Consider the following 26,353-nt stretch of genomic DNA (forward strand, 5'->3'; position numbering starts at 1 on the left):
GCCAGTGAAGACAGCGCTGGAGGGAGTCGAAGAGCCGCAAGAGGCTAGCGGGCGGGCACTCCGAGGCGCTTGCTCAGACGCTCTGCGAGCTCGTTCTTGATGAGAGAGCGCGCGCGAAGCTCCTTCTGGAACTCCATGCGCGATGCGCCCCGCAGCATCTGCTCCAGCTCCGCCGCCACGCGTCCCTTCATCACCTCGAAGGACTGGCGCACGACGGGGCCTCTCTCCACGAGCTTGAAGACGTGGAAGCCCTGCTGCGTCTGGACAACGGGAGAGACGCTCTGGGGCTCAAGGTCGACGAGCGCGGACCACACCTCGCCCGGGGCGCTGGTGGCCGTCAGCCGGGTGGTTCCAGGCCCCGGAGGCCGGTGAGCCTCGGAGGACGTCCTCTGCAAGGCGGCGAATTCCACGCCGGGAACCAACGCCTGCTCACGAAGGTACTGGGCCCGGACCCGCATCGCCTGGCTCTCCTCGTCCGGCATCGTGGGCGTCACCCGCAGCAACAACTCCTCGACGACGAGGAAGCCGGGCGCGCGGAAGTGCGACTCGTGGCGCTCGTAGGTCTGCCGGAGCACCTCCTCCGGAAGTGCCTTGGTGGCCCGGCGCTCCATCAGCCGCTCAAGCAACCGCTCCACGCGCCACTGCTGGCGAAGTTCGGCCAAGCCGCGTGATCGGGTGGCCACGTGCTCGTTGAACGCCTCGGGACTGGGAAAGCGCCGCCGCATGACGTCGAGGGCCTCGTCCACTTCGCGCTCCTCGACGACGAGTTGCTCCTGCTCCGCGGCACGCTCGATCAGCAATTCCTCGATGAGCTGCTCGGCGATCTGCGCCTTCTGGGCTTGCGCAATGGGCTCGGGAACACGCCCATCAACCAGGACGAGGTTCTTGCGGCTCGCCGCCCACAGCGCATTGAACCGCGACAGCGAGATCTCCTCACCGTTCACGGTGGCAATTGTCCCGGTCTCCGGGCCGTCCACGTTCCCCGGCAAGAGGGCGGGTGGACTCCCCCCTGCGTCAGCGCCCGTGGCCAGCAGAACCAGAGGGAAGAGTGCGCTCCGCAGCCACCGCGCAGTGACTCGAATCAAGGATTCAAAGCTATTCCGCACATGGTCCAGACTAACAATTAACCCGTGAACTGTCTATGGGTCATGAGAACCCTCCCGGAAAGGACGAGACATGTGAGGAGTTCATATCCCGAGGCCACCGTGCCCATGTGACGCAGAGTGGAATCGAAGCGGGCGGCAAGCCGCGGATATGACGGGAGGCCCACCGAGCTTTGGATTGCCGCGGCGCGAACAAGACCGCCGAGGTGGAGGGGGATTGGTCCATGGAGTTCATCGGCATCGACGTGCTCGAGCGGTACAGCCAAGTGCGCATCCCGGTATCGGGAGTCGAGGAGAGCCCGAGCCGGCTGTTCCAGCGCCACCAGCGGCCCGGCGCCAAGCCCTTGGCGCCCCTGGCAGTGGCCCTTCTTGGCGGGCGCATGGGCCACGGTGAGCAACCCACGGGCACTCCGCCCTCCCTCACTCCAGCGCCGGGAATAGACAGACGCCTAGCCCGTTCGGCTCGGGGGCGGGGCCGCTGGAAATCACGTGCCCGGAGGCGGCCATCCATGGCCGGAGGAGGGGCAAAGGCAATGGCATCCCAACGCGAGCGGACCGGCCCCCGGAAGACGGAGGCCGGTCCGAGACTTCCCATCAAGCTGGACCCCGTCTCTAACGGAGAATTCTTCCAGGCAGAGAAGTCACCCCAGACACGTGAAGCGATGAGTCTCGGTGAGCGGTCGGGTAGACCAGGGAGATCACCCTCCCTGGCCCCCCACAGATCCGGACGTGCGGGACTACCGCATCCGGCTCTTCAGTTCATGGTTTTGCAGCGAGCGTGCGGTAGCGGTGGAGGATGCGCACGGGCGGCAACGGGTAGCGATGCAGCAGCCGCGCGAATCCCTCCCATGACAGCGTGGCGCGCTGCGAGCGGCGTCCCAGCCACTTGCGCCATGCTTGCGCTACCCAGTACAGAAAGCGAGTGAGGCTCCGCGTGTTTCCGCTGATCTCGCCAGCGTTGCTATCCGTTGAAGTCGCGTTGAGATGGGAATGGGACTCGGTGTTCCCGCCATCTTTCCCTCCTTCGGGTCCATGTTCCGGTGCTCCCTTCCCTTCGCAGGGTCCAACCCCGGGCAGCAGCCGTTCCCCTGCCTCTGCGGTACTACGGAGCACTCCGACGCCCTGCCGCTCCTCCCGCTATCGGCTTCGTCTCCTTCGCCCTCGCGGTACCACCCTCGTCCGTCATTCGCTCCTCCGGGAGGCGGACGCATCGCCCGGAGGCCGGGGTTGTTCTGACGGGTTCCCCAACCGTGTCGTAGAGGTGGAAGAGACAGAGCCTCTCAGGTTCCTGGGGAGCCCTCATGCGTACGTGCCCCGCTCTGGCGACCCCGGTGAGGCTGAGAGTGCCTGGCCATCCTCGCGGCGCTCCCAGTGCAGCCTTCCGTCTCTTGAACGACGTCGGCCCTCACGAGACCAACTCTTTCGAGGCTCAATGACGCGGCCCGCACGCTCGCTGTCTACGCTTCGCAGTCCGGGTTACCCCGGCGCCACGCAAGACTCGCTTCCCGCTGGTGGCCAACCTTTGCCGGGCAGGGATTTCACCTGCTGGGCTCCATGTGAGGTTTCGGTTCCTGCTAAGCCATCACGTCCTCCTCACCCAGGCTTGGCCTGGCGCACACAAGGTAGTTGTCGCGTGAGAGGGTTCAGCCGCTACGCTTCATCTCCTGCACTGCCGGGGTGAGATTCGGAGAGGGGCCTGGAGTTGCCCCCGTCAAATCGGACAGCTCAAGGTTGGGAGTTAGCAGTACGGAACTCGCGGGGTGACTTCATCTTGAGGCCCTGGTGCGGGTGGCAGCGGTTGTAGTCGTCGAACCAGGCGGGCTCAGCGCTCCCACGGACGCTTCGAGCCGACGGCGAGACGGCCTTGTGGGTGGCCTCACTGCGCTCAGCGCGCTTCACTGCGCGACCCGTCGCAGAGAGACTCGTGCGGCAGGGGCTGTCACATGCCGAGAGCACTGTGCGATGCGCGGCCCTGGAGACGGGCCTCATCCTGGGGCTGCGCGAAGCGTGGCATGCGTGCCGGCGGCTGGTGCGGGAGCCTGGCGAGGATGGCCGCCTGGCGAGACTGGCACTTGCGCTCAGCGGGGAGCCCGCGGACGTGAAACTGCTTCTACACGCAACGGAGGAGTGGCGACTCCGTAAGGACGTGCTTTGGGCCCTGGGCTTCAGCGGGCAAAAGGCCGCGGCGGAAGCGCTGGTGGACGTGCTGCAGCGGGAGGAAGAAGTCTCCCGGTTGGCGGCCAAATCGCTCGCCATCATCACCGGACTCAATCTCACGGAGCACCTGCTCAGGGAAGACTCGGGCGACGAGGCCCCTTCATCAGCGGGAGAGGGCACCGACGACACTGAAGACACGGGAGCAACGGGCGCATGGCAGATTTCGTCACCGCCGGGTCGGGTGCGGGCGGCCTCGGTGTGGGACTGGTGGCAGGAGGCAAAGACATGCTTCGACGAGCGGGGGCGCTTCGTCCGGGGTGTGCCCTGGAGCCCCGTAGTCGTGGTCTCTGAGTTGACGCGGGCCCCCACGTGCCTGAGCCCGGTCTGGGCGCTGGAGCTGGCCATCCGCACCCGGGGGGCCATCCAGGTGGCGACCTCGGCGCGAGCGGCCCTCCAGTTACGGCAACTCCAGGGCTCGGCGGCGCTGCGCCTGGATTCGATTCCCCGTGGTTTCGACAGCCTGATGACCGCCTGATGGCGGAGGCGTTCTTTCCGAGAGAGGTCCCTTGGGTCCGTTGCTGATAGCGACCGGTGCGGTAACGAGCGTCGGGCACTCCGTGGATGCCGCCTGCGCGGCGATTCGCGCCGGCATTTCGCGGCCCCGGAAGCTTCGGGAGTTCCGGGTGGTGGAAGAGGAATCGCAGGAAGACATCCCAGTGTCGGGCCACCCCATCCGGGGCTACACGGATGGCTTCCAGCTCATCGGCCGGTGGTTGCGGCTGGCGCAAGGCGCCGTGGAGGACGGGCTCTCTCATCCTGGAATGTCGGGCATGCCCACTTCCTTCTGGCGGAAGACGGGGCTCATTGTCGTGACACCCCCTGCGGACGACGAGGTCTTCCTGTCGGAGCAGGGCGGAGCGCTGGAGCAGATTCGCGAGAGCTACCTCCAGCCGCTTCATCGCTCGCTCGGACTGGCCATCGCCGAACCGAACGTGGAGCTCATCGCCATCGGGCATGCAGGCACCGCCGCAGGCCTCCAGCATGGCCTGCAATGGATGGCCTCACGAGGCCTGGAGCGCGTGCTCCTGATCGCGGTGGATTCGTACATCGACGAGGTCCTTCTCCAGCAGCTCGCCAGTCACCGCCGGCTGAAGACCGAGGACCATCCGGTCGGGTTGATGCCCGGGGAGGCCGGCATGTGCCTGCTGGTGGAGTCGCAAGCAAGCGCGCGTCGCCGGGGCGTAGCGCCCGCCATCCTCATCGACACGATTGCGACGGGCCGGGAGCCCGACCACTTCGGCTCAGGGCGGCAGAACATGGGCCGCGGGCTCACCGCGTGCATCCAGGAAGTCCTATCGGGCCTGCCGTCTCCCTTCGCGGGGGATATCTACTCCGACCTCAATGGAGAGCAGTGGCGGGCTCACGAGTGGGGTTGCGTGCGCGTTCACCTCGACACGCGGCTCGGTGCGGTTCAATTGCACCTGCCCGGCACCTACGTGGGAGACGTAGGGGCGGCCAGTGGCGCGCTGGGCGTATGCCTGGCCGCGCACGACCTCTCCCGGGGCCATGGCCGGCAGGATTGCTCGCTCGTGATTTCGAGCTCCGAGCACGGTGAGGTGGGCTGCGTGTCACTTCGGAGGTGCAACGCATGAGCGCTGTCTATCTGCCCGTCTAAGTCCAGAATGCGCTCGAGGACAACCTGGAGCTCCTGCCACGCATCCGCGCTGGCACTCCCCAGCGCAAGGCTCTCGAGTTCTGCTCGAACTTCCGCATCGCGGGTATCGGGAAGCTCTTCCTGGCTGGCTCGCCCGACGCGTTCCGCTTCCACCTGCACCAGAGTGGTCGCGCTTTCGCCTTCTTCTTGGCGCACGCAGAAGTGTGGGGCCCGAGGCCCTCGTCACGGAGGGACGCTTTTGCGTCGAGGGACTCAGCTTGGTTTACATGGCCGAGCACCAGGGGCTGACGACCGAGCCGGACTACCTTCACATTCCATCGCTCGCGAGAAAGGGACATCCTCCGGCGTTTGATGCCCGCTCTTGGGAGCGCATCGACGTGGTGACCGACTGAGAGGGTATTGACTCGTTTCACCTGCTCTCAGCGGCAGTGCAGGTTGCCTGGGTTGCATGGCAGCGACATCAGAGCTGCACGTGCACTACGCCTGAGCGCCGACAAGACTCCGCAGCCTCACCGGACCATGACGTGTGGCCGGCTGCCTCGACTTCGACATGCAGCGACTGGCTCCGAACCCTCCCCAGCCGCCATCGGCCTTCCGCGTCCGTGAGCCCGCGCGCGGGCGGCAGGGAGACCACCTCGCTCCCAGCGATGACGCGCGCGCCGTACACAGGGGCACCTGCGGCCGTGACGAGCACCTCACAGGCCGGCCCCGCCGTGTCTACCTGAACAGAGACAGCGTGCTCCGCGCCGTCCTCCCCTACCTCCGCGACGGTGCTGACGTAGTGCTCGTGAGCTGAAAGAGCCACCAGCACGCGATACCTCCCGGGCGCCAGGAGAGACACCGCCACCCCGCCCTCCTCCTGAAGGAAGGCATCCGCGGCGTGCGTCCGCCATACGTCACCATCGCTCCAGCGCTGGAGCACGAACACCGGATAGGGCCTTCGCGTCCCCGCCCCCAGTTGCCCGCGCAGGAAGCCATCCACGCGGAGGACCAGCCATCGGTACGCCGTCACGCGCCATGACACCTGGGCCTCGGCCACGCCGGGCTCGGGCATGAAGTCGAATGTCTGCCGCGCCGCCGCCACCGGCCGGCCAGAAGCGGGTGCCACCACTTCGGCAATGAACTGGGACGGTGCCCACGACGGCAGTCCCGGCGCTACGAAGCTTCCATCCTGCGCGAGCGCTAGCACCCGGCCATCCGGTCCCAGCAAGGTCACGCCCTCCGGCGGCGCGGAGGTCCCCTCCAGCACAAGCCGCCCGCGCAGCGTCACCGCTCCACCCACGCCGCCGGGAAAGAGTCGGTCCACATCGAGCACCACCGACTCCACGCGGCCATCGCGAAGCGGCACCTCCACCGGACCGCCCTCCTGCCCCGCCGCGCTCCGCAGCCACAATCGCACCTGCGGGTCCGAGGGCAGCGGCAGCAGCGAGAGCGGCTCGCCCACAGGCAGCGGCAACGGCGTCCCGTCCGCCAGCGCCGAGGCGATGGCCGGCGCCACGTGCCGCACCACTGGCAGCAGCTCGCTCGCGTGCTCGGCGTCTCGTGGATCCAACGAAGCAGCGCGCTCCATCCGCACGGAGAATGGGCCATGCTCGGGCCGAGCCCCCGCCAGAGTCACGCGCACACCAGTGGGCCGTCGCGCGAACAACACGCCCCCATCCAGGAGACCCGCGATGGGCACGTCGTCCGGCGCGATGTCTCCCCACCAGAAGGTGCCATCCGGCGCCCAAGCCACGACCTGATACCGGGGCGCCGGGGGCACGGGTATCGGCCCCAGCACTCCTCCCGTCGCGGAGGGCGTCACGTCCACTGACCGCCACTCCGAGACGTTGGCCAGGTCCTCCAGCCGCCCGGGCCCAGCGCCCTCACCTCCCACGCGCTTCGATTCCTCCCAGAGGTGCCGGTCCCTCTCGGAGATGAAGGCCGCGCCCACGCGCGCCTCGCCCAGGAACGGTTGCCCCCCCTCGAGCACCACGCGCAACTGCAAGCCCTCCAGCTTCGTAGGCTCGGGAGGAGGCGCCACTCGCGCAGGCACCGTGCCCTCGGCGCGTACGACGGGCGCAGGCAAAGCGCCGGGCACGCCAGCGGGCACGGGCCACAGCCACCACGCCACCAGCCCGGCCAGCAGCAACATCAGCGCGGCGGCCCATGGCCACCGCGCGCGCTGTCCCGTGGGCCTCAATCCGTGTCGCTGTTGGAATACAGGGTCAGGTAGATGGGCGCGTGGTCCGACAGCCGGGTGACGAAGTCCCGCGTGTTCGCGATGTAGTCGCGGCCCGCCGACGAGAACTCCGTCACGTAGGTCGGCTGCATCCAGAAGTGGTCATACGCATTCACGTAGCCGCCACTGAGGTTGATGGTGGTGGCCACGTCCAGCTTGCACGCCACCGTTGGGGACAGCGACACCAGGTTCGACCAGGATGCCGAGGCACACGACATGTTGTGGTCCCCCACCAGGATGGCGTCCTGGTCGGTGCTGCTGGCGTCCTGCACCGACTTGAACACCGCTGCGAAGCGCTTCACCTCCGCGTCGCGGTCGGGAAGGTTGCCCCAGACGGTGTGCCAGTTGAGGAACGTGTAGTCCGCGCCCGTGGGCGTGTGCCGGACCCGGACGACCTGCGGCTCGCGCTCGAACACGTCTCCCGTGTCCGAGTACACGCTGGACGACAGCAGCGACACCGTGTCCGTCCGGTACAGCACCGCGTAGATTTCCTTGTACGACGAGCGCCCGATGAGCGGCGTCTGCGCGTAGTTCCACCTCACGCCGGAGACGGCGTTGAGCTCCGCCACGATGGCCGGCACCACGTTGGCGTTCATCACCTCCTGCAGGAACACCAGGTCACAGCCGTTGTTGGAGTTGCTGTTCGCCCCGTACTGCCGCCAGATCTGCTCCGCGTCCTCGCGGTACGTCTGCTCCGCGGTCCACCCCTCGTGGCGCAGGTTCCAGCTCACCACGCGGAGATACGAGCCCGCCTGAGCCAGCGTGGGAACAGCCAGGACGACCAGCACCACCGCGCGCAACCAGCAGGACGACAATCCCATCGAGTGACCTCGCCGTGAGAGAGGCGGCCATGCGGCGCGGCCGCACGCGCGAACGCAGCGCGCGCAAGTGTCCTAGTGGATGAGCTCCGCGACGGGCAACGAACTTTCCTGAAACACAAGAAATACAGAGTCAATAGAGACCCACGAGGCGGCGGGATTCGCCTCGTCCGGGTCGAACCGCGACACGCACAACAAACGCAACTTGATTGCATTTGAATCAAGATGGCAGATTATCGCGGGCGTTCCCGGAATGGGGACCTGGCGGGGACGGCGGAGCTCTGCCCAACCGCGAAGGAGGGCGCGTCATCGTGAACCGTCTCGTCTGGAGCATTGGATTCGGAGGGCTGGTGCTGGCCTGCGCCCTGGCGCTCTGGCTTCGTCGGCCCCTGGAGCGCGCGCCCCTCCTCGAGCCCGAGCCCCTCGCCGCGCGTGTCGTCCAGCCGCCGCTGCCGCCGGCGTTACCCGCCGAGCCAACGCCTCGTCCCAGGCGTCAGGCGGTCACCACGCCCCAGACGCCGCCGAAGGCGCTGCCCACCGAGGAGCCCGCTCGGGAACGTCCCACCCGTTCCCGGCGCACGCCTCCCCTCCAGCGCCTCCGCCTGGCGAACGCGCTGCGCGGCGCGCACCCCAGCCCCGACGCCCGCCGCGAAGCCGTGCTGGCGGAGCTGACGGCCTCCGGCGAGAGCCAGGCCCCGTGGACGGACCTGGCCCGCGCGGCCCTGGGGCAGTGGCGGGCCCAGGTGGAAGCCGACGTGCTGCCCGTCACGGCCGAACCGGCGCGCTGCTTCGAGGCGGGCTGTGTCGCACGCATCACCTTCCCGGACGCCGACTCGTTTCAGGAGTCCTTCCGTCGCACGCCGGACCTGCGGCTCGGCGAAGACACCGCGCACATGCAGCTCCCACCCGAGCGCCTCGCGTCGGGCGAGGTCGTGGCCTCGTGGCTCGTCCTCCCGCCCGCGGCGCCCTGAGCCCTCCCTTTCACCCCGCAGTACCCCTCCAAGGAGTCATCACCATGAAGCTGGAGTTCCCCTTCAAGCAGTCCCTGCTCGCCACCAGCGTGGCCGTCCTGCTCGCCGGCTGCGGCACCCCCGTCGAGGAGGAAGCCCCCGCGGCTCCCGAGGCCGCCGCGCTGGAGACCAGCGAGGACGCCCTGTTCAGCATGCTCCCCGCCTGCGAGGAGCCCGAGGAGCTGGAGCACGTCGTGGAGCACGCGTGCTACCACGCCGAATACGGCCCCTTCGAGCCCGTCACCGCCGCCGCCCTGGGCGCGCCCGTGCTCGTGGACGTCAGCCAGGCCCACACCGCCTACCAGGTCAGCCTGCCGCAGCGCTCGCCCTACAACTACGCTGGCCGCGTCTCGTTCCTCCCGGACGCCTCGGGTGAGTTCGCCTTCATCCTGTCGCGTCACCGCGGCCTGCGCATCTTCGAGGCCGCCACCGGCACCGAGGTGGCCCGCGAGTGCCGCTACACCGTCCCCACCGAGGTCTGCTCCAGCCTGAAGGCGACCTACATCGCCGACCTCGAGGCCGACACCGAGTACTACCTGGAGTTCCGCTCCATCCTCCCCTCCAACGCCGCGTTCACCCTCATCATCGAGGAGGCCGGTCACCACCACTGACCTGACGGCGGAGCGTTTTCCGGGCCCACGGCGGGAGCCTCCTCCTCCCACCGTGGGCCTTCTCCTGTGCGCACCAGGACATCAAATGCACTTGAGTTGCATTTGAATCCCTGAAGCATGTAGGAAGCACCTCATGCGCCCGACCTTCCGAGTCCTCCTGCTGGCCGCATGCGCCACGCTGACCGTCGCCTGTGGTGGTGGAGGCGACGATTCCAACCCCGATGGTGGACCGCCCACCGAAGGCGACCCTTGCGAGCCCAATGGCCACATCCACCGGGAGCCCACCGGTGACTGGTGCCACTGCAACAAGGGCTACATCGCCGCCGAGGATGGCCTGGCCTGCGTGCCGGACCCGAACCACGTCCCCAGCGAGGGCTTCGACTTCGGTGACGACGGCGAGCACGCTTGCTGGCACGTGACGAACGGTCCCTTCGTCACCGTCACCGCCACCGAGGCCCGCCATCCCCGCGTGGATGACTTCCACACCTACTACACGGTGAAGCTCCGTCCGGAGAACGGTCAGTACGTGGGGACGTTCAGCTACAAGTCCTTCGCCACCGGGAACTTCGTCGTCTACCTGAGCAACGCGGAGGTGCCCGTCACCCTCATCGAGACGGCCATCGAGTCGACGGTGCCCCAGGCCGGCACCCGCCCCACCGGAGGCTTCTGCGACAGCCTCACGCACATGGTCGGCTACGAGCTGACCGACCGCGTCCAGTACACCCTCCAGCTCGGGCCCACGTCCCTGCCGGAGCTCAACATGGTCATCGAGCACGTGCAGTAGCTCGCGCCGGAGGTTCCGACCTCGCGCGTTATTGCAACTAAGTTGCATATACGTCATGAGTGACGACTGCCGGTGCTTGCGGCTTTCGGCCCGGCTCACGAAAGGAAACCTCACCATGAAGCGGATGAAGCGGACTCTCTGCGGTGCGTTCCTCGGCCTCTCGCTGGCCGCCTGCGGCCCTCTCGACGAGACGGGCCAGGACTTCACCTCGGAGCAGGAGCAGCCCCTGGAGGCCACCTGCACCAGCGTGGCCGACACGAGCATGACGACGCATGCGTGCAGCCACGCGTCCAACCCCGGCGACAATGTGAACGTGAACGGCGTCACCGGCGCGCCCGACATCAGCATCCAGCACAAGCACTACACCGTGACGCTGTCCGGCAGCGGGACGGGCAAGGTGACCTACGTCCCCGTGGCGCGGAGCTCGGCGGGCTCCACCGTGGAGTCCGTCGCGTTCTACGCCACGCAGAACGTCACCATCACCGCGGTGGACAAGAGCGTCACGCCGAACGTCACGCTGACCGCGCTGGTCAGCACCGACGGCATCTCCTCGGGCAGCTGCACGCTGCACCACGCGCGGGTGTTCGACCTGCAGGTCGGCCACACCTACGAGCTGAACATCAGCGCGCCCACCAGCTCCGTCGGGGTCGTCCCCGAGTACCTGTTCGACAACCGGGGCCGCTACTACCGGGACGCGGACGGTGACGGCTACGGCGCCAACAGCCCGCTCTACCGCTTCGCGTGTGAGCCGCCCGCGGGCTACGTCACCCAGCGCTTCGACTGCGACGACACCAACCCCGCCATCTTCAACTGCTAGCCCTTCACCCCTCGGGTGAACCGGGCAACACCGCAGCCCCTCCACCGGGGTGCCCCGCTCGCACCAGGGGGCACCCCGGTTCTCCTCTCCTGCTTCCTCGCCAAGGCCCTCCGATGCGAACCGTCACCACCGCTACCCTGCTCGCCACCTGTGCCCTGCTGTCCCTGGCCGGCTGCGACAATGACGACCCCACGCCCCCCTCGCCGACGCCGGACGCGGGCACCCAGCCGGACGCGGGGACGGAACCCGATGCAGGCACTCAGCCCGATGCCGGCTCGGTCCAGGGGCCCATCGTCACCGGCTCCACGCCTGGCGAGGGCGAGCAGGACGTCGTGCCCGTGGAGATGTTCGTGGCCGATACGGCGACCATGGCGGTGCGCAAGCGCGTCAGCCTCACCTTCGACACGCCCATGGACACCACCGCGTCGCAGGTCACCCTCATCGACCAGACGACGCCGGCCAATGCTCCCCGCGCGCTGACGGGCACCTGGTCCGAGGATGGACTGACGCTTTCAGTCGACATCCCCCGGCCCGAGGCCGACCTGCCGCCGCTCGAGGAGGAGACCCGGTACACCCTGGACCTCGAGGGACTGCGAAGCAGCGAGGGCCGCCCGGTGGATGCCACGCACGCGGGGCTCGGCGATGGCCGGCTGGACTTCACCACCGGCCGGCGGGACGCGGCCATGGAGCACGCCTGTGGCCACTCGCTGCTGGAGAGCCCTCGCCCCGTCACCGCGAGCGCGTCCCCCACCATCTATCCGGCGACGGACGCGCCCCACGCCTTCTATGCGCTGACGCTCCCCGCCAGCGGCTCGTCCTTCCTGGGGTATACGGAAGTCGTGTCCGGCGAGGGCCGGGACGAGCCCGTGGTCCTGTACCTCAACCACGCCGTCCCGGTCGCGGTGCACGACATGACCGAGGGCGAGGACGCCATCGCCTCCGCGCTGGAGCCTGCCCGGCCCGTCTGCCTGCCCGCCATCACCCACACCCTGAAGTTCACCGCGCCCGGCGGCGACCGCTTCCTCCGGCTCACCTTCGGACCCACGCAGCAGGAGACGTTCAACTTCGTCTTCGAACGCTACTGAGTCAGGCCTCGGGTGCGGGGTGCGGCTCCACGCCCCGCCCCGACCGAGGCAGGAGCAACGCGAAGCCCATACCCACGACAATCACCGCGGCCACGTAGTGCGCGGGCGCCAGAGGAGACGCCTTCAGCATCAAGGTGACCACCAGTGGGGTGATGCCTCCGAAGAGGGCGTAGGCCATGTTGTACGAGAAGGAGAGCCCCGAGAAGCGCACCGCCGCCGGGAAGGCGCGCACCATGCCGGTGGGGACCACTCCCGTCACGCCCACGCTGAAGCCCGCCAGGGCGGACAGCGGCACCAGCATCCCCGGAGACACCGCCACCCCCAGGTAGAGCGCATACGTGGCCGCCAGCATCATCAGGCCGCCCAGGGCCAGGGTCTGCCTCACGCCCAGCCGGTCCGCGAGCATCCCGAACGCGACGCATCCGAACGCCAGGCTCAACGTGGCCACGCTGCTGGCCACCAGCGCCTGTGTCGCGGTGAAGCGGTGGAGGCTTTGCATCAGCGTGGGCGTCATCAGGATGACCACCACGACGCCCGCGGTGAGCACCCACGTGAGCAGCATGGACATCACCACGGCGCCGCCGTGGCCCCGCAGCACGGCCTTGAGCGGCAGCTCCCGCACCAGCGCCTTGCGCCGGCGAAGCTCCTCGAAGACGGGCGTCTCCGCCAGCCAGCGGCGGAGGAACACCGCCAGGAAGCCAAATACGCCTCCGATGACGAAGGGCACCCGCCAGCCGATGGCGTGGACCTGCTCGGGGCTCAGCAACGTGTTGACGGCCGTCGCCACCAGCGAGCCCAGCAGGATGCCGAGCGTGAGGCCCATGGTGAGAATTCCACAGGCCAACCCCACCCTTCGCGAAGGGACATGCTCCGAGACGAACACCCAGGCCCCAGGGACCTCACCGCCCACCGCCGCGCCCTGCACCATGCGCAGCAGGAGCAGCGCCAGGGCCGCCACGTGGCCCGCGGTGGCGTAGGTGGGGAGCAGGCCAATCAACAGCGTGGGCACCGACATCATGAACACGCTCAACGTGAACATGCGTTTGCGACCCGCGCGGTCTCCGAAGTGGGCCATCACGATGCCGCCCAGCGGGCGCACCAGGTAGCCCGCCGCGAACAGACCGAAGGCCTGCATCTGCCGCAGCCACTCCGGCGTGTCGGGCGGGAAGAAGAGCTCGCCGATGACCTTGGTGAAGAAGACGAAGATGATGAAGTCGTAGAACTCCAACGCGCCGCCCAGCGCCGCCAGCGCGAGCGTCCGGGCATCGTCACGAGTCAACGGCCGCTGCGGAAGGTCCTGCGAGGAGGAGGTGGCGAACATGGCGTGTGGAGCACGATGAAACCACGGTCCGGAACGCGCCGCTCACTCCGCCCGCTTGCGCCGGCGTGACACGATGCGGCTCAAGGCCACCTCGGTGATGCCCAGGTAGGCGGCGACGTCCCGCTGCGGTATCCGCCCTTGCAGGTGGGCATGCTCCTGCCAGAAGCGCTCCAGCCGCTCCTCGGCGGACAGGTCGAGGAACTCCTGCTCCCGGCGCTCCTTCAGGAGGTAGTGCCACTCCGCCACCCGCCGGGCGAGCCGGGCCCAGCAGGCATGTCCGGCCTCCAACGTCTCGAGGTCCCGGGCATGGAACACCAGCACCCGGCTCGGCTCCAGCGCTTCGATGGCCGTCATGGATGGCTGGCGCTGCAACATCTCCGCGTAGGCCCCGATGAGCTCGCCCTCGGCGCGGAAGGCCTTGATGGACTCCTCGCCCCGCGCCGACACGCGCACCGCGCGGAAGATGCCCTGGAGCACCAGCCCGAAGCGGTCCGCCGGGTCTCCGGGCCGCAGGAAGAGCGCTCGCTTCTCCAGCGGCTGCTCCCGCGCCAGCGCTTCGGCCTTGAGCCACTCGCTTTCGGGCAGCGGGGCCAGCGCGGCGATGTGCTCGAAGAGCTTCGGGTATCTCAAGCGGAGGCGCCTCGGGGCTTAACCCAGGTTAAGGCGGGCCTCGTCCAGGCGCCATACACCGGCGGCATGAGCATCAACGTCTACGCCGTGGCCACGCCCTTCGTCATCGTCCTGGCGCTGGGGGAATTCGCCTACTGCGTCATCCGGCGCAACGGGTACTACGCCTTCCAGGACTCCATCGCCAGCATGGGGACGGCGGTGCTCAACCAGTGCGTCAACGTAGCGGTGGCGCTGCTGGTGCTCCCGCTCTTCAGCCAGCTCGGGCAGTTCGCGCCCTGGAAGCTCGACGCCACCTCGCCGCTGGCGCTGGTGGCCCTCTTCCTGGGTGTGGACTTCCTCTTCTACTGGTTCCACCGCTTCGGACACCGCACCAACATCGGCTGGGCCGCGCACTCGCCCCACCACTCCACCGAGGAGCTCAACTACGCGGTCGCCCTGCGCGCCAGCGTGACGCAGCGGCTCTTCTCGTTCCTCTTCTACTGGCCACTGGTGCTGGTGGGCTTCCCACCCGAGGCCGTGCTGGCCATGGTCGCCTTCCACCTGGTGCTCCAGTTCATCCCCCACACGCGCGTCATCCCCAAGCTGCCGCGCTGGATTGAGTCCTGGCTCAACACGCCCTCGCACCACCGCGTGCACCACGCGCGCAACGACGTGTACATCGACAAGAACTACGCGGGCTTCCTCATCATCTGGGACAAGCTGTTCGGCACCTTCGAGGAGGAGAAGGAAGCCTGCTCCTACGGCCTCACCTCCCCGCCCAACACCTGGGACCCGACCGTCATCAACTTCCAGGCGTGGGGGAAGCTCATCCACGACGCGGTGGCCACGAAGAGCCACTGGGACCGGCTGCGCATCTGGGTGATGCCCACCGGCTGGCGGCCCGCGGACCTGCCGCCCCGCGTGTCACCGGGCTGGAAGAAGGACGGCGTGGAGCTGAAGTTCCAGTCCACCGAGCTGCCCGGCGTCCGCGGCTACCTCGTGTTCCAGCTCCTGGCGGCCATGCCGCTCATGCTGCTGGTGAGCCACCATGCCTCGCCGCTGTCCGGCTGGCAGAAGCTGGTGCTCAGCCTCCTCTTCTGGGCCATGGCCACCGCGTGGAGCGGCATGCTGGAGTCGCGGCGCTGGAGCCTGCCGCTGGAGCTCGCGCGGGTGCTCGCCATGGGAGGGTTGGTGACGTGGTGGCTCGCTCAGGCCACCGCGCCGCAGAGCTGGAGCGCGCTCTGCGGGGCATGGCTCGCGGTGTCCCTCGTCTGGCTGGCGGTGGTGCGCGCCGCGGGTCAGGGCGCTGCGCCCGTACCGCAGGGCTCGCGCTGAGCGCGTGGGGCGTCAGGCGGGCTCCCACGTCCCGGAGAAGGCGGTGTAGCGGCGCACATTGAGCATCAGGGCCCGGTACACCTGCGTCTCCGACGTGAGCTCCACCACGCCGCCTTCCGGGGGCACGGTCAGGCGGTCGAAGTGCGCGCCTTCGAACCAGTGATGCGGCTGCACCTCCACGACGAAGCGCCCGCCGTCGTCGAGCTCCACCGCGATGGGCACGAAGTCCACGCGCTGCAGCTCGACGGGGGGCGGGAAGTCCAGGGCCACCCGAAACGGGACCTCGGCTTCCGCGCGGGACGCGGTGCCTTCCAGGATCATCGAGCGACCGCCCAGCACCGCGCCCTCGGCGCCCAGGGCGCGGGACGGCGGCTGGAGCAGCAGCGAGAAGGAGCGCGCCAGCCCGGCGATTCCGGGAGAGCGCCCCAGCTCCCGCACCTCCCCCGCCTCCGCCAGCAGGTCGAACACCACCTCGCGGTCCCACTCGCCCAGCACGGTGCCCCCGGAGAAGAAGTGCCCGTCGTGGGCATGCGCGGTGGGCAGCAGCCACTGGCCCAGCCGCCGCAGCGCGGTGGGCTCCAGGGGGGAGGCATTCTCGAACAGGTAGATGGGCCCCAGCACCATCAACCCCGACGACAGGCGGACGCGCCAGCCGGTGTCGGTGGTGAACTCGCCGGGCGCCGCCTCACCCGGCGCCCTCGCGGTGCGCAGGCCCATGCGGAAGGTGACGCTGCGCCCGCCCGTCCCGGAGAGGCCACAGGCGGAGGCACCTGCGACGAGCGCGGTGCCCAGCATCCAGGTGAAGGCGCGGCGGGTGGGGTGCAGCGGCGAGGTCATGGCGAGTCCTCCTGAAGGTCCAGGTACAGGGTGAGCGTGCCCATGAAGGTGCGCGGCGCGCCCGCGGTGAAGTGGCGCGTCGCCATCAACGACGCGGGCGCATCCGGACCGCGGAAGTTGGAGACGTAGTTGAACTCCGACTCGCGCCAGCGCGTGTCGAGCAGGTTCTCCACCGACAGGCCCACCTCCACCGCCTTCCAGCGGGCCCGCGTGCCCACGTCGAACAGGAAGACGGGGGCGCTGTAGCGGTCCAGCGGAAGCGGCCGGGGACCGATGGCGCTGTGGCCCAGGGCCACGTTCCAGTCCAGGCGCTGTCCCGCGATGGTGGCGGCGCCCCTCACCGAGGCGTCCACCCGCCCCAGGAGCTGGGGGATGTACGGCATCACCGTCCCGTCCCACAGCTTCCACGCCGAGGCCCCCGGCACGGGCAACGTGGCGCGCGCCCACGCGAGTGAGGCCTGCACGTCCACGCGCTCCTGCCACGTACCGCGCGCGCTGACGAAGGCGCCCAGTCGCTGCGAGGCCCCAATGGGCTGGTTGCGGCCCACCGTCTCATCGAAGACGAAGTCCTGCGACACGCGCGTGGCGAAGAAGGCGCCACGGGCCTCCAGCGCGACAGGGCCCTCCAGACGCCAGCCGAGGCCCGTCTCGCCCGAGGTTACGCGGGCGTAGGGCGCCAGCTCCGCGTCGGACAGCGCGGCGGCGTCACTGGAGCGCGCGCCCAGGCCCGCGCTGGTGAGCCAGGTGAGCCGGGGCGTCAGCCGGACCTCGACGGAGGCGCGAGGACTGGCGAAGAAGCCATACGCCTCCACGGACTCGTCGGTCAGCCGGGGGCCGTCGCGGTCCTCGGCGGGCCGGTTGTGGTCGTCCACGCCGAAGAGGAAGGTGTCCAGCCGCACGCCGCCCCGGAGGGTGAGCCACGACAGCGGGGCGACGCGCAGCGACGCGTAGGCGCCCACGTTCGTCGTGCGCACCTGGTTGTCGAAGACGGTGCTGTACGGCACGCCGCCGCTGGCCCGCAGCCGGCGCGAGCGCGTGCGCACGTCGTCGTAGCGCGCGACGTAGCCCAGCTCCAGCGGCTGCGGCTGGCCCAGCAGCGTGAGCCCGGGCGTGTAACGGCCTCGCAGGCCCACCGTGGAGCCGCGGTAGTAGCCCTCGGTGTTGTCACCGCGCTGGCTCTCCCCTTCCGGCGGCGTGTCCAGTAGGAAGCCCGTGAAGTTGTCGCGGATGCGGGTCTGCCGCAGCACCACGTAGCCCTGCTGCACGAAGCGCCCGCCGCGCTTCAGCCGCGATTGGAGCTCGGCGGAGAGGATGTGGCGCTGGCCCGCGCCGCCCTGGTTGGGGTCGTAGGAGCAGAAGAACTGCGAGTCCGGGTCCGTGGCGCACGGCAGTCGGGCGTCCACCACGTCCGTCTCCCGCACCACGCCCGCCGAGGAGAACCGCGAGGCATAGCTGGTGCCGAACAGGCGCAGCCGCGACGTGTCGCCCACGCGCAGCTCCGCCTGCGCCATGACGCCCGCGTTGGCGTACGCGCGGTTGGGGCCGAAGCCATGCCCCTGGCGCAGCAGCAGCCCCACGAAGGTGGACTCGCTGGACTCGGGCGGGCCCCAGAGCAGCGACAGCCGGCGCGAGGCGTAGCTGCCGGTGGACACGGACGCGGTGAGGCCGCGCCGCGCCAGCCCGAGCTGGTACTCCACGGTGCCCGCGACGCCGAAGTCGCCCTGGGAGGGGTCATAGGGCCCTTCGGTGACGCGGAGGGATTCCACCAGCTCCGGGATGATGAAGTACGTGTCCGCGTAGCCGTGGCCGTGCGCGTGCGACACCTCGTTGAGCGGCACGCCGTTGAGGCGCAGCTCCACGTCCTTGCCCTCGCCCGCGTCGAAGCCTCGGATGTAGATGCTCTCCGCGTGGCCTTCCCCACCGTGGTTGGCCAGCATGACGCCGGGTGCCAGCAGCATCAGGTCCGACGCAGAGCGGCGCGGGACGTCCGCGAGCTGCCCCACCGGGATGTGGAAGTCCCCCACCGCCACTGGCGGGGGCGCATAGGAAGCGCTGCGCACCGTGGTGGAGAAGGAGGGCGGCTGTGGGGCCACGGGCGCATCGCCCGCGGGCAGCGAGCCCGCTCCTGATTGCGTCAGCGCGTCCGACTGGGTTGCGCCTTCCTCCGCACCCGTACCAGCAACGGCTGGCGCTCGGCTCCCGAGTGGCTGAGCCCCGTCGCCGCCGGGCTCTGGCCTCGCGGCACTCGCGTGTCCGTGCCGGACCTCCGCCTCGCCGTGCTCCGGCCCGGCGGTACTGCCCTGCCCGGACGCCACCGCCTCCAGGTGGTGGCCGTGCACCGGGGGCACGAAGGTGACGGGCACGTCCACCCGCACGGCGATGGCCTCCCCTCCCTGCCGCGCGGGCTGGAACCGCCAGCGCACCGCCGCGTTCATCGCCGCCCTGTCGAACGCGACACCGGCGGACTGCCGGACCTCCACCTGCGACACCTCGCCCGTGCGGTCGATGGTGAGCCGCAACAAGACGGTGGCCGGCACCTCGGGAGGCGGCACCTCCGCCGGCAACACGGGTCCTGGCGCCTCCAGCGGCACGGGTGGCGTCACAGGCAACTCGCCCGTGGCGCTCAGCACGCAGAGCACCAGCGTCGGAATCCACACGGGTGATGACCTCTCTTGATTCCGGAGCGCCCCACGACGAAGCGGGGGTCATGCATCCGGGTTGCATCCACACACCAGATACACCACACCTCGGATTGACTCGCAACCAGGTTGCAATTAACTACTTATTGCATGAATGCGCGACAGCGGCAGTCCCGGAAGTGGTGGTGCGTGGCCCTCGCGGCCTGGAGCCTGGCGGGCACGGCCTGCGACAACGTGGCCCCGGGGGACGTGCAGGTGACCATGAGCGGGGGGGATGGCACCCAGCGTGGACTCCCGGACACACTCTTCCAGGATGGCTGGTCCGTGCAGTTCACCCGCTACCTGGTGTCCCTGGGAGACGTCACCCTCACCTCGGCGTCCGGCGAGGTCCGCGCCAGCGACCGCCACGTCCTGGTGGACATCCAGAAGGGCGACATCCCCCTGGTGGACCTGAGCGGGGTCCCCGCGGGCCGCTGGGACGTGGGCTTCCGGGTGAGCCCGCCGGAGGCGCGCACCGAGCTGGCGGATGGGCAGGTGAGCGCCGAAGACCTCGCGATGATGCGCGAGGCCGGCTTCAGCTACTTCGTGGAGGGCCACGCGACGAAGCAGAACGAGCCCGTCCTGCGCTTCCGCATGGGCTTCCCCGTCAACGCGCTCATGCAGAACTGCATCAATGGCGCGGATGGCACCCAGGGCATCGTCGTGCCGGAAGGCTCGGTGGCCCGGCCGGAGATCACCATCCATGCCGAGCACATGTTCTACGACCGGCTGGGCACGCATCAGGGCGTGCAGCTGCGCTTCGAGGCCATCGCGGCCACCGCGAACGCCGACAACGTCATCACCCCGGAGGGCCTCGCGACGCAGCAGCTCACCGACCTGAGGGACCGCGACGGCAACGAGCTGCGTGACTCGCAGGGCCAGCCCGTCGTCTATCTGCCCGGCGCGTTCGACGTGCGAACGCTCCAGGAGTTCATCACCCAGAGCGTCGTCGACCAGGCGCACCTCAACGGCGGCGGCGTCTGCACCGTGGTGAAGTGACGCGCCGTCAGGCGGACACCGGGGCCGGGGCCGCCACCTCGGCGCCCTCTGGACAGCCCGCGGACGCCCGGGCGTCCGCGCAGCGCGGCAGGCAGATGCGGAAGGTGGTGCCATCCGCCTCCGACGAGCGCACACTCAAGCGTCCGCGGTGCGCCTCGACCACGGCCCGGGCGATGTAGAGCCCCAGCCCCAGGCTCACCTTGGCCTGCTCGTGCGAGGCCTCGCCCCGGCGGAAGGGCTCGAACAGGTGGGGCAGCAGCGACGGAGCAATGGGCGGGCCCTCGTTGTGGACCTCCAGGAAGACGGCGTCCGGCCGCTCCCAGGTGACGAGGCGGACGGCCGACTGCTCGGGGCTGTACTTCAAGGCGTTGTCCAGCAGGTTGGCCACCACCTGGGCCATGCGCTCCAGGTCCCAGACGCCGTGCAAGCTATCACGCGAGAAGTCGCACCGGATGACGCGGCCCGGCCGGGCCACGTGCAGCTCGTCCGCCACCTCGCGGCACAGTGCATTGAGGTCACCGGCCCGAGGCACGACGGGGATGCCTCCGCCCAGACGCGAGCGGGTGAAGTCCATGAGCAGGTCCACGATGTGCTGGATGCGCTCGCCGCTGCGTGCCACGCGCTCGAAGGCCCGCTGCTGCTCGGGTGCCAGTGACTGGCTGGCGAGCTGGGACTTCGCCGTGGCCATGACCACGGACAAGGGCGTGCGGATGTCATGGCCGACAATGCCAATGAGCTGCTGCTCCAGCTCCGACGCTCGCTGCGCCTCTTCTTCCGCCCGCCGCCGCTCCGCGAGCTCCACCGCCTGCCGCTTCACCAGCTCGCCGCGCCGGTGCAGGTCCACGAAGACCTGCACCTTGGTACGCAGGATGTCCGGGTCCACCGGCTTGAGCAGGTAGTCCACCGCGCCCTGCTCGTACCCGCGGGTGACGAAGGTCGCCTCGCGGCTGAGCGCGGTGATGAACAGGATGGGCAGGTAGCGCGTCCGCTCGCGCGCCCGGATGAGGCGCGCGGTCTCCAGGCCGTCCAGCCCTGGCATCTGCACATCCATGAGGATGCAGGCGAAGTCGGCGCGCAGCAGCTCGCGCAGCGCTTCCTCGCCAGACCGGGCCAGCACCAGCTCCTGGCCGAGCGGATCCAGGATGGCCTCCATGGACAGCAGATTGGCGGGCGTGTCATCCACGAGGAGGATGCGCACGCGCGGCAGGTCCTCACCCGGGGGGTCTCGAAAAGCAGAAGGCAGCATCGAATCCAGCTCTGAGGTGGACAGGAGCGACTTCGCGGGCAGACCGCTCCGGGCCTGACCCATGCGAGCCACGTCCGCTCAACACACCCCAGCGCCATCCCGTTCCGGCGTCAGCGGCGCGCCAGCCACGGGACACGGGAGGCAGCCGACAGCGGACATGCCGCCGGCCCCCCTCCCTGGCATCTGGAAGCCTCAGGCCTGCGGCGTCTCGTTCCGCCGGGCAGCGACTTCCTTGCGCACCTGCTCCATGTCCAGGGCCTTCACCTGCTTGAGAAGGTCCTCCAGCGCGGCGGCCGGCAGCGCCCCAGGCTGCTCGAACAAGAGAATCCCGTCACGGAACACCATCAGCGTGGGAATGGAGCGAATCTCGAATGCCCCGGACAGCTCCTGCTGGGCATCCGTGTCGATCTTCCCGAAGACGATGTCCGGGTGCTTGTTCGAGGTCTGCTCGAAGATGGGCGCGAAGGCACGGCACGGGCCGCACCATGATGCCCACCAGTCCAGGATGACGATGCCCTCCTTGGACACCGTTTCCTTGAAGTTGTCCTTGGTGATTTCCACCGCCGCCATGAAGGGCCTCGCTTTTAACGGACGTCCAGGAGTTCCACCTCGAACAGCAGGGTGGAGTTCGGAGGAATAACGGGGGGGAAGCCCCGCGCGCCATATCCCATCTCCGGAGGGATGGTGAGCTTGCGCACGCCGCCCACCTTCATGCCGGCCACGCCCTTGTCCCAGCCCTCGATGACCTGCCCGGCGCCCAGCCGGAAGGTGAAGCCCTGGCCCCGGTCCCGGCTGCTGTCGAACTTGGAGCCGCTGGTCAGCGTCCCCACGTAGTGCACGGTGACCGACTTGCCGGCCGTTGCCTCGGCGCCGGTGCCAACCTTCACGTCTTCCACATTCAAGCCCATCCAACGCTCCTCTGACCGCGTGAAAGGCGGCACCTTAACCCGGCCGCAGCGCAGGTGCCGCACCTGAAAACACGGCGGCGCGGGCCCGTCCGCTACCGGGCACCGCGCCACCGCTCGAGCCCGCCCGAGGGCAGGCGTCATCCGTCAGAAGGTACCGCCGATGCTGACGGTGCCCTGGTAGCTGCCGCCTCCCTGGAAGTCATCGCCAGCAGGGTCGATTCCGGGGGCGAAGTCCTTGTCGAAGAGGAAGTTGTAGTTGGCGCGCGCGTCCACGGTGAAGTGACCGACATGGCCGCGCAGGCCCACGCCCGCGGGCACGTTGCCCACGGTGTCGTCGCGGTAGCCCAGGGACTCGCCTCCCCGGAAGTTGTAGTCGTTGATGCCGATGCCGCCCAGCAGGTACGGCTGCCACGCGGTGGGAACGATGCCCAGCGTGAGGACGGCCTGACCACCGTTACGGACGAGGTCCGGTCCGCTCGTGCCCGTCTCCCTGTGACGGATGTTGTTCAGCGCGCCCGTGTAGCCCAGCTCCAGGCCCAGCACGCTCGTCGGCTTGATGGCCGCGCGCACACCCGCGGTACCACCCGGGCTGAGCTGCGGGGCCAGCGCGCCGGTGTAGCCCTCCACACCGCCGCCAATCAGCACCGAGAGGCCCTTGATCTTGTTCTTGTCCTTCTTCTTCTCCGCCCGCATCGGCTCGGCGCGCTCGGCCGAGGGCTGGAAGTCGGAGGGCGGCGGCGTGGTGGCGATGCCGCTGCCTCCGGTGGCGTCGTCAGGCGCGTAGTGGGACTCCGGCTCCGGGTACACCGGCGCCGACGGCTGCCCGCTGCCGCCCGTGCCCAGTGGAGGCGCTGGCGGAACCACGAGCTGCTCGCTGTCCTGCGTGCCCTGAGGCGCCGCGGGAGGCACGGCGGGAGCCGGCGTCATGGCCCCCTGTCCGCTGCCGCCCGTGCCCTGCTGCGACTGCCCCACCGGCTCGCAGCGGACGGGCACGTTCATGTAGACCTCGCCCTGGGCGGACGAGCCCTGCTGGCCGCTGCCGCCCATGGCCGGGTCATCCATGCCCTGCTGGCCACTGCCTCCGGTGCCCATGCTGTCCGGGAGCTGCTGGCCGGAGACGTCGGGGACGGGCTCCGTCTCCAGGATGATGGTGTCATCCTCCTGGAGGGTGTCGTCCCCCATCAGGTCATCCTCCTGCTGAGCCTGCGCCACCATCGTGCCCTGTTGGTTTTGGCTGGCGCTGGCCTGCGGGGGCGGGCAGTCGCCTTCGTCGGCAACGGCAACGCCTCCGTACATGAGCGCCGCCACGGCGCCCGCCAGAATCTTCGCTTTCATCCATGCCTCCATCGTCGAGTGGCAGACATGAAGGTTGTTTCCCGAGCGACATCCGGCAAGGCGCGGCAACGGCGCTCGTACCCGGGGGTAATTGCCCGGGGAGCGGCCCACCGGGCGTGGAGGGCAGTCCACACCCCTGCGATGCGGTCAGCGGACGGCGGCGTGCTACCCCTGGCGCATCCACTCCGTGCCCGTGACGACCGGCAGCTGCAGCGCGCGCTCGCGGTCCAGGTCCAGGTTGCCGATGTGCAGCGACAGCGGTGACTGCACCCACTTGTAGATGGACTGCTGGAAGAGGCGGACGAACTTCTCCACGTAGCCGCCCAGCCGCGCGGCCTCCACCTCCGGGAACATGGCGGTGAGCGCCTGGAGGATTTCCGCGGGCGTCAGCTTCTCGCTGCCGTACAGGTAGAAGCAGGCATCCAGGATGGGGAACGGCATCAGCTCGTCCTCGCCCACCTGGTCATGCGCCAGCTCCGGCCCCGCGGGCTTGGCGAGCACCTTGCGGATGCCCTCGTAGCCGGTGGTGTCCTGGAGGTAGTCGAGCAGGTACATCACCACCGTCTTCGGGACGTTGGCGATGACGGCGAGCGCGCCCATGAGGTCGCCACCGATGGTGGTGTAGCCCACGGACTTCTCGCTCATGTTGCCCGTCTGGAGGAACAGGCCGCCGCAGGAGTTGCTCCAGTTCCACATGCGCTGGGCGCGCAGGCGGGCCTGGATGTTCTGCTCGGTAATCGGCGTGACGTCCTTGCCGCCCAGCATCGTCTGGGCGACGGCGCGCTCGCGCTCGAAGGCCTCGTCGATGGACACCACCTGGAAGGCCACGCCGAGCTCACGCGCAATCGTCTCCGCCGCGTCGCGGGTGGCGTCGCTGGAGAAGCGGCTGGGCATGTAGAAGGCCTGGATGAGCGAGCCGGGGTTCTCCGGCCGCACCCGCTTCGCGTAGCGGTGCGCGATGAGCAGCGTCAGCAGCGAGTCGCGCCCGCCGGACAGCGCGATGCCCAGCACCTTGAAGGCGCGCGTCTTCTCGAAGTAGTCGCCCACGCCCAGCGACAGCGCGTCCAGGATGTCCTCGCACAGCGCCTCACGCGCGGTGCGCCGCTTGTCCGGGGCCGGCAGGAAGAAGCTGCGGTGGGGAGGCACCGGGTACGTCAGCGACTCGCGCCGCGTCTGTACCGCCTGGGTGCAGTCCAGCACCGGCACGGTGCGGCCACCGCCCGCCAGCCAGGACTCGCGGTCCACGCGCCACGTGGTCGCCTCGGCGCGCAGGCGCAGGGTGCGGTCCAGGTCCACCACCGCCGCCGCGTAGCCCTCCTGGAAGCGCGGCGTCTCCATGACGTGGCGGCCGTTCTGGTTGAGGAACCCGCCGCCGTCGAAGATGAGGCCGTCGTTGCTGCCCACCGCGTTGCAGTAGGCGATGGTGCACTGGTGGTCCGCCGCGCGGGTGGCGATGAGCTCGCGCCGCGTCTCCACGAAGCCCAGCCGGAAGGGCGACGCGGACAGGTTCACCACCAGCTCCGCGCCGGAGTACGTGCGCCGCCGCATGGGGCCGTCCGCGCTCCAGATGTCCTCGCACACCTCGGGCGCCACCACGCCGAAGTCGAAGCGGAACAGGTAGTCCCCCAGCGGCACGCCCCGGTGGACCTCCGCCATGCCCGGCTGGCCCCGGCCGAAGGTGCGCGCCTCGTAGAAGACGCTGTAGGTGGGCAGCTTCTCCTTGGGAACGAGCCCCAGGATGCGCCCGCCGGCGACCACGGCCGCGCAGTTGAGGCGCAGGCCCTGGTGCGCGACGCCCACGCCCACCACGAAGACGGTGGGCAAGGACGCCGTCTCCCGCGCGAAGCGCTCCAGCTCCGGCCACTGGCGGTCCATGAAGCCCTGCCACTGCACCATGTCCTCGGCGGGATAGCCGGCGATGAGCTGCTCCTGGAAGACGCCCACCGTGACGCCGTCCGCCGCCATCTTCCCCGCCAGCGCCAGCGCCTTGTCCGTGTTGCGCGTGAAGGCCCCCACGGTGGTGTTCACACTGGCAAGCCCGAGCTTCACGAGCCGCATGGTTGCTCCCATCCCTTTCGATGACGCGTCCGGGCGCAACAATGCGCGGCCCGCCGCACAAGGCAAGCGCAACTGGCGTCAGTTCAGCGGTCCCGTGGGCCGCAGGGGCTGGAGCCTGCCGATGAGCGCCCCTACGTCCTCCAGGACACCCTCCAGGCGCCGCCGCACGTCCAGCTCCGCCAGCAGCGCCTGGCGCCGCTCCGGCTCGGGAATGATGGCGGAGGCGACGACGTCCGCGAGCATGCCGCCCTGCGCCCGCGCGGCCACCGGCAGCAGGTTCTCCGCGAAGGACGGCGGCACGCGGCCGGCCAGCTCGAAGACGGCCTGCCGAAGCTGCTCCTCCTCCGGGCCCTCGTAGGGCAGGTCCGGCAGCACCTCCGCCCGCACCTCACGGTAGGACTTGTCCGCCCCCAGCTCGGACGTCATGCGGACGCGGCACACGCCCTGGAGCAGGATGTTGTAGCGCCCCTCCTCCACCTGCTCGTCCCAGACGATGACGCCCGCGCACATCAGGGGCACCATGGGCGGCCGCCCTCCGTAGTTGCCCTCCCAGCCCGGCTCGAGCTGGGACAGCGCCAGGACGCGGTCGCCCGCCAGCGCATCCTGGACGAGCGCCCGGTAGCGCGGCTCGAAGATGTGCAACGGAATGACGGTGTGCGGGAACAGCACCGCCGACGGGAGGGGGAAGACCTTCAGCGCGCTGGCGGCACGCTCGACGCGTTCTTGAGCGTTCATGGGGGGCACCT

The 26,353-nt window shown here is 69.4% G+C and carries 22 protein-coding genes; 9 read left to right on the top strand and 13 right to left on the bottom strand.

What is annotated here, in order from left to right:
• Nucleotides 1-44: 44 nt before the first annotated feature.
• Entirely contained in the window at nucleotides 45-1,106 is a 1,062-nt protein-coding gene (locus VZL07_RS10945; protein ID WP_426755442.1) for a peptidylprolyl isomerase, read from the bottom strand.
• Between the two features lie 2,095 nt (nucleotides 1,107-3,201).
• On the opposite strand from VZL07_RS10945, the gene VZL07_RS10950 reads away from it, so the two are divergent.
• The gene (locus VZL07_RS10950) at nucleotides 3,202-3,795 is read left to right on the top strand and encodes a hypothetical protein (protein WP_426755443.1); all 594 of its coding nucleotides are present in this window, start codon (nucleotides 3,202-3,204) and stop codon (nucleotides 3,793-3,795) included.
• 148 nt (nucleotides 3,796-3,943) lie between these two features.
• Nucleotides 3,944-4,912, top strand: a complete 969-nt coding sequence (locus VZL07_RS10955) for a hypothetical protein (RefSeq protein ID WP_426755444.1) — start codon at nucleotides 3,944-3,946, stop codon at nucleotides 4,910-4,912.
• Nucleotides 4,913-5,395: 483 nt separating this feature from the next.
• Here the strand turns inward: VZL07_RS10955 and VZL07_RS10960 are convergent, their stop codons facing one another.
• Together VZL07_RS10960 and VZL07_RS10965 are read right to left on the bottom strand one after the other, a co-directional pair.
• On the bottom strand, nucleotides 5,396-7,117 hold the full coding sequence (locus tag VZL07_RS10960; protein ID WP_426755445.1) for a carboxypeptidase regulatory-like domain-containing protein: 1,722 nt from the start codon (nucleotides 7,115-7,117) through the stop codon (nucleotides 5,396-5,398).
• The gene (locus VZL07_RS10965) at nucleotides 7,114-7,977 is read right to left on the bottom strand and encodes a deoxyribonuclease I (protein WP_426755446.1); all 864 of its coding nucleotides are present in this window, start codon (nucleotides 7,975-7,977) and stop codon (nucleotides 7,114-7,116) included. Before VZL07_RS10965 ends, VZL07_RS10960 begins: the two co-directional genes overlap by 4 nt.
• Nucleotides 7,978-8,285: 308 nt before the next feature.
• On the opposite strand from VZL07_RS10965, the gene VZL07_RS10970 reads away from it, so the two are divergent.
• The 5 genes from VZL07_RS10970 to VZL07_RS10990 all read left to right on the top strand — a co-directional run bounded on the left by VZL07_RS10970 (nucleotide 8,286) and on the right by VZL07_RS10990 (nucleotide 12,281).
• A complete protein-coding gene (locus VZL07_RS10970) occupies nucleotides 8,286-8,945 on the top strand; it encodes a hypothetical protein (protein ID WP_426755447.1) in 660 nt (219 codons plus the stop codon).
• A 44-nt stretch (nucleotides 8,946-8,989) separates the two neighbouring features.
• Complete coding sequence (locus VZL07_RS10975; RefSeq protein WP_426755448.1) at nucleotides 8,990-9,595, top strand: hypothetical protein; 606 nt, start codon at nucleotides 8,990-8,992, stop codon at nucleotides 9,593-9,595.
• A 133-nt stretch (nucleotides 9,596-9,728) separates the two neighbouring features.
• The gene (locus VZL07_RS10980) at nucleotides 9,729-10,379 is read left to right on the top strand and encodes a hypothetical protein (RefSeq protein WP_426755449.1); all 651 of its coding nucleotides are present in this window, start codon (nucleotides 9,729-9,731) and stop codon (nucleotides 10,377-10,379) included.
• 115 nt (nucleotides 10,380-10,494) lie between these two features.
• Complete coding sequence (locus VZL07_RS10985) at nucleotides 10,495-11,196, top strand: hypothetical protein (protein ID WP_426755450.1); 702 nt, start codon at nucleotides 10,495-10,497, stop codon at nucleotides 11,194-11,196.
• Nucleotides 11,197-11,309: 113 nt separating this feature from the next.
• Nucleotides 11,310-12,281, top strand: coding sequence for an Ig-like domain-containing protein (locus VZL07_RS10990; protein WP_426755451.1), 972 nt, complete (start codon nucleotides 11,310-11,312; stop codon nucleotides 12,279-12,281).
• A gap of 1 nt (nucleotide 12,282) precedes the next feature.
• Here the strand turns inward: VZL07_RS10990 and VZL07_RS10995 are convergent, their stop codons facing one another.
• Nucleotides 12,283-13,602, bottom strand: a complete 1,320-nt coding sequence (locus VZL07_RS10995; RefSeq protein ID WP_426755452.1) for an MFS transporter — start codon at nucleotides 13,600-13,602, stop codon at nucleotides 12,283-12,285.
• 42 nt (nucleotides 13,603-13,644) lie between these two features.
• On the bottom strand, nucleotides 13,645-14,232 hold the full coding sequence (locus tag VZL07_RS11000; protein WP_426755453.1) for a Crp/Fnr family transcriptional regulator: 588 nt from the start codon (nucleotides 14,230-14,232) through the stop codon (nucleotides 13,645-13,647).
• 66 nt (nucleotides 14,233-14,298) lie between these two features.
• Here VZL07_RS11000 and VZL07_RS11005 point away from each other — a divergent pair, with 66 nt between their 5' ends.
• On the top strand, nucleotides 14,299-15,546 hold the full coding sequence (locus tag VZL07_RS11005; RefSeq protein ID WP_426755454.1) for a sterol desaturase family protein: 1,248 nt from the start codon (nucleotides 14,299-14,301) through the stop codon (nucleotides 15,544-15,546).
• A gap of 12 nt (nucleotides 15,547-15,558) precedes the next feature.
• Here the strand turns inward: VZL07_RS11005 and VZL07_RS11010 are convergent, their stop codons facing one another.
• Together VZL07_RS11010 and VZL07_RS11015 are read right to left on the bottom strand one after the other, a co-directional pair.
• Nucleotides 15,559-16,383, bottom strand: a complete 825-nt coding sequence (locus tag VZL07_RS11010; RefSeq protein ID WP_426755455.1) for a hypothetical protein — start codon at nucleotides 16,381-16,383, stop codon at nucleotides 15,559-15,561.
• The gene (locus VZL07_RS11015; RefSeq protein ID WP_426755456.1) at nucleotides 16,380-19,040 is read right to left on the bottom strand and encodes a TonB family protein; all 2,661 of its coding nucleotides are present in this window, start codon (nucleotides 19,038-19,040) and stop codon (nucleotides 16,380-16,382) included. Before VZL07_RS11015 ends, VZL07_RS11010 begins: the two co-directional genes overlap by 4 nt.
• Before the next feature lie 132 nt (nucleotides 19,041-19,172).
• Here VZL07_RS11015 and VZL07_RS11020 point away from each other — a divergent pair, with 132 nt between their 5' ends.
• Nucleotides 19,173-20,060, top strand: coding sequence for a hypothetical protein (locus VZL07_RS11020; RefSeq protein WP_426755457.1), 888 nt, complete (start codon nucleotides 19,173-19,175; stop codon nucleotides 20,058-20,060).
• A gap of 7 nt (nucleotides 20,061-20,067) precedes the next feature.
• Here the strand turns inward: VZL07_RS11020 and VZL07_RS11025 are convergent, their stop codons facing one another.
• The 6 genes from VZL07_RS11025 to VZL07_RS11050 form a co-directional block, all read right to left on the bottom strand.
• Nucleotides 20,068-21,369, bottom strand: a complete 1,302-nt coding sequence (locus VZL07_RS11025; protein WP_426757281.1) for a hybrid sensor histidine kinase/response regulator — start codon at nucleotides 21,367-21,369, stop codon at nucleotides 20,068-20,070.
• A gap of 129 nt (nucleotides 21,370-21,498) precedes the next feature.
• Nucleotides 21,499-21,876, bottom strand: a complete 378-nt coding sequence (gene trxA / locus VZL07_RS11030) for a thioredoxin (RefSeq protein WP_426755458.1) — start codon at nucleotides 21,874-21,876, stop codon at nucleotides 21,499-21,501.
• 14 nt (nucleotides 21,877-21,890) lie between these two features.
• Nucleotides 21,891-22,214 carry an FKBP-type peptidyl-prolyl cis-trans isomerase gene (locus VZL07_RS11035; RefSeq protein WP_426755459.1) on the bottom strand — a complete coding sequence of 108 codons (324 nt, stop codon included), beginning with the start codon at nucleotides 22,212-22,214 and terminating at the stop codon, nucleotides 21,891-21,893.
• Between the two features lie 144 nt (nucleotides 22,215-22,358).
• Entirely contained in the window at nucleotides 22,359-23,549 is a 1,191-nt protein-coding gene (locus VZL07_RS11040) for a hypothetical protein (RefSeq protein WP_426755460.1), read from the bottom strand.
• Nucleotides 23,550-23,714: 165 nt separating this feature from the next.
• Nucleotides 23,715-25,607: an NAD(+) synthase gene (gene nadE, locus VZL07_RS11045; protein WP_426755461.1), complete on the bottom strand. Its 1,893-nt coding sequence runs from the start codon at nucleotides 25,605-25,607 to the stop codon at nucleotides 23,715-23,717.
• Nucleotides 25,608-25,685: 78 nt separating this feature from the next.
• A complete protein-coding gene (locus VZL07_RS11050; RefSeq protein ID WP_426755462.1) occupies nucleotides 25,686-26,342 on the bottom strand; it encodes an LON peptidase substrate-binding domain-containing protein in 657 nt (218 codons plus the stop codon).
• Nucleotides 26,343-26,353 lie beyond the last annotated feature (11 nt).

The sequence above is a fragment of the Pseudomyxococcus flavus genome (assembly GCF_050038885.1).
Taxonomy (GTDB): domain Bacteria; phylum Myxococcota; class Myxococcia; order Myxococcales; family Myxococcaceae; genus Myxococcus; species Myxococcus flavus.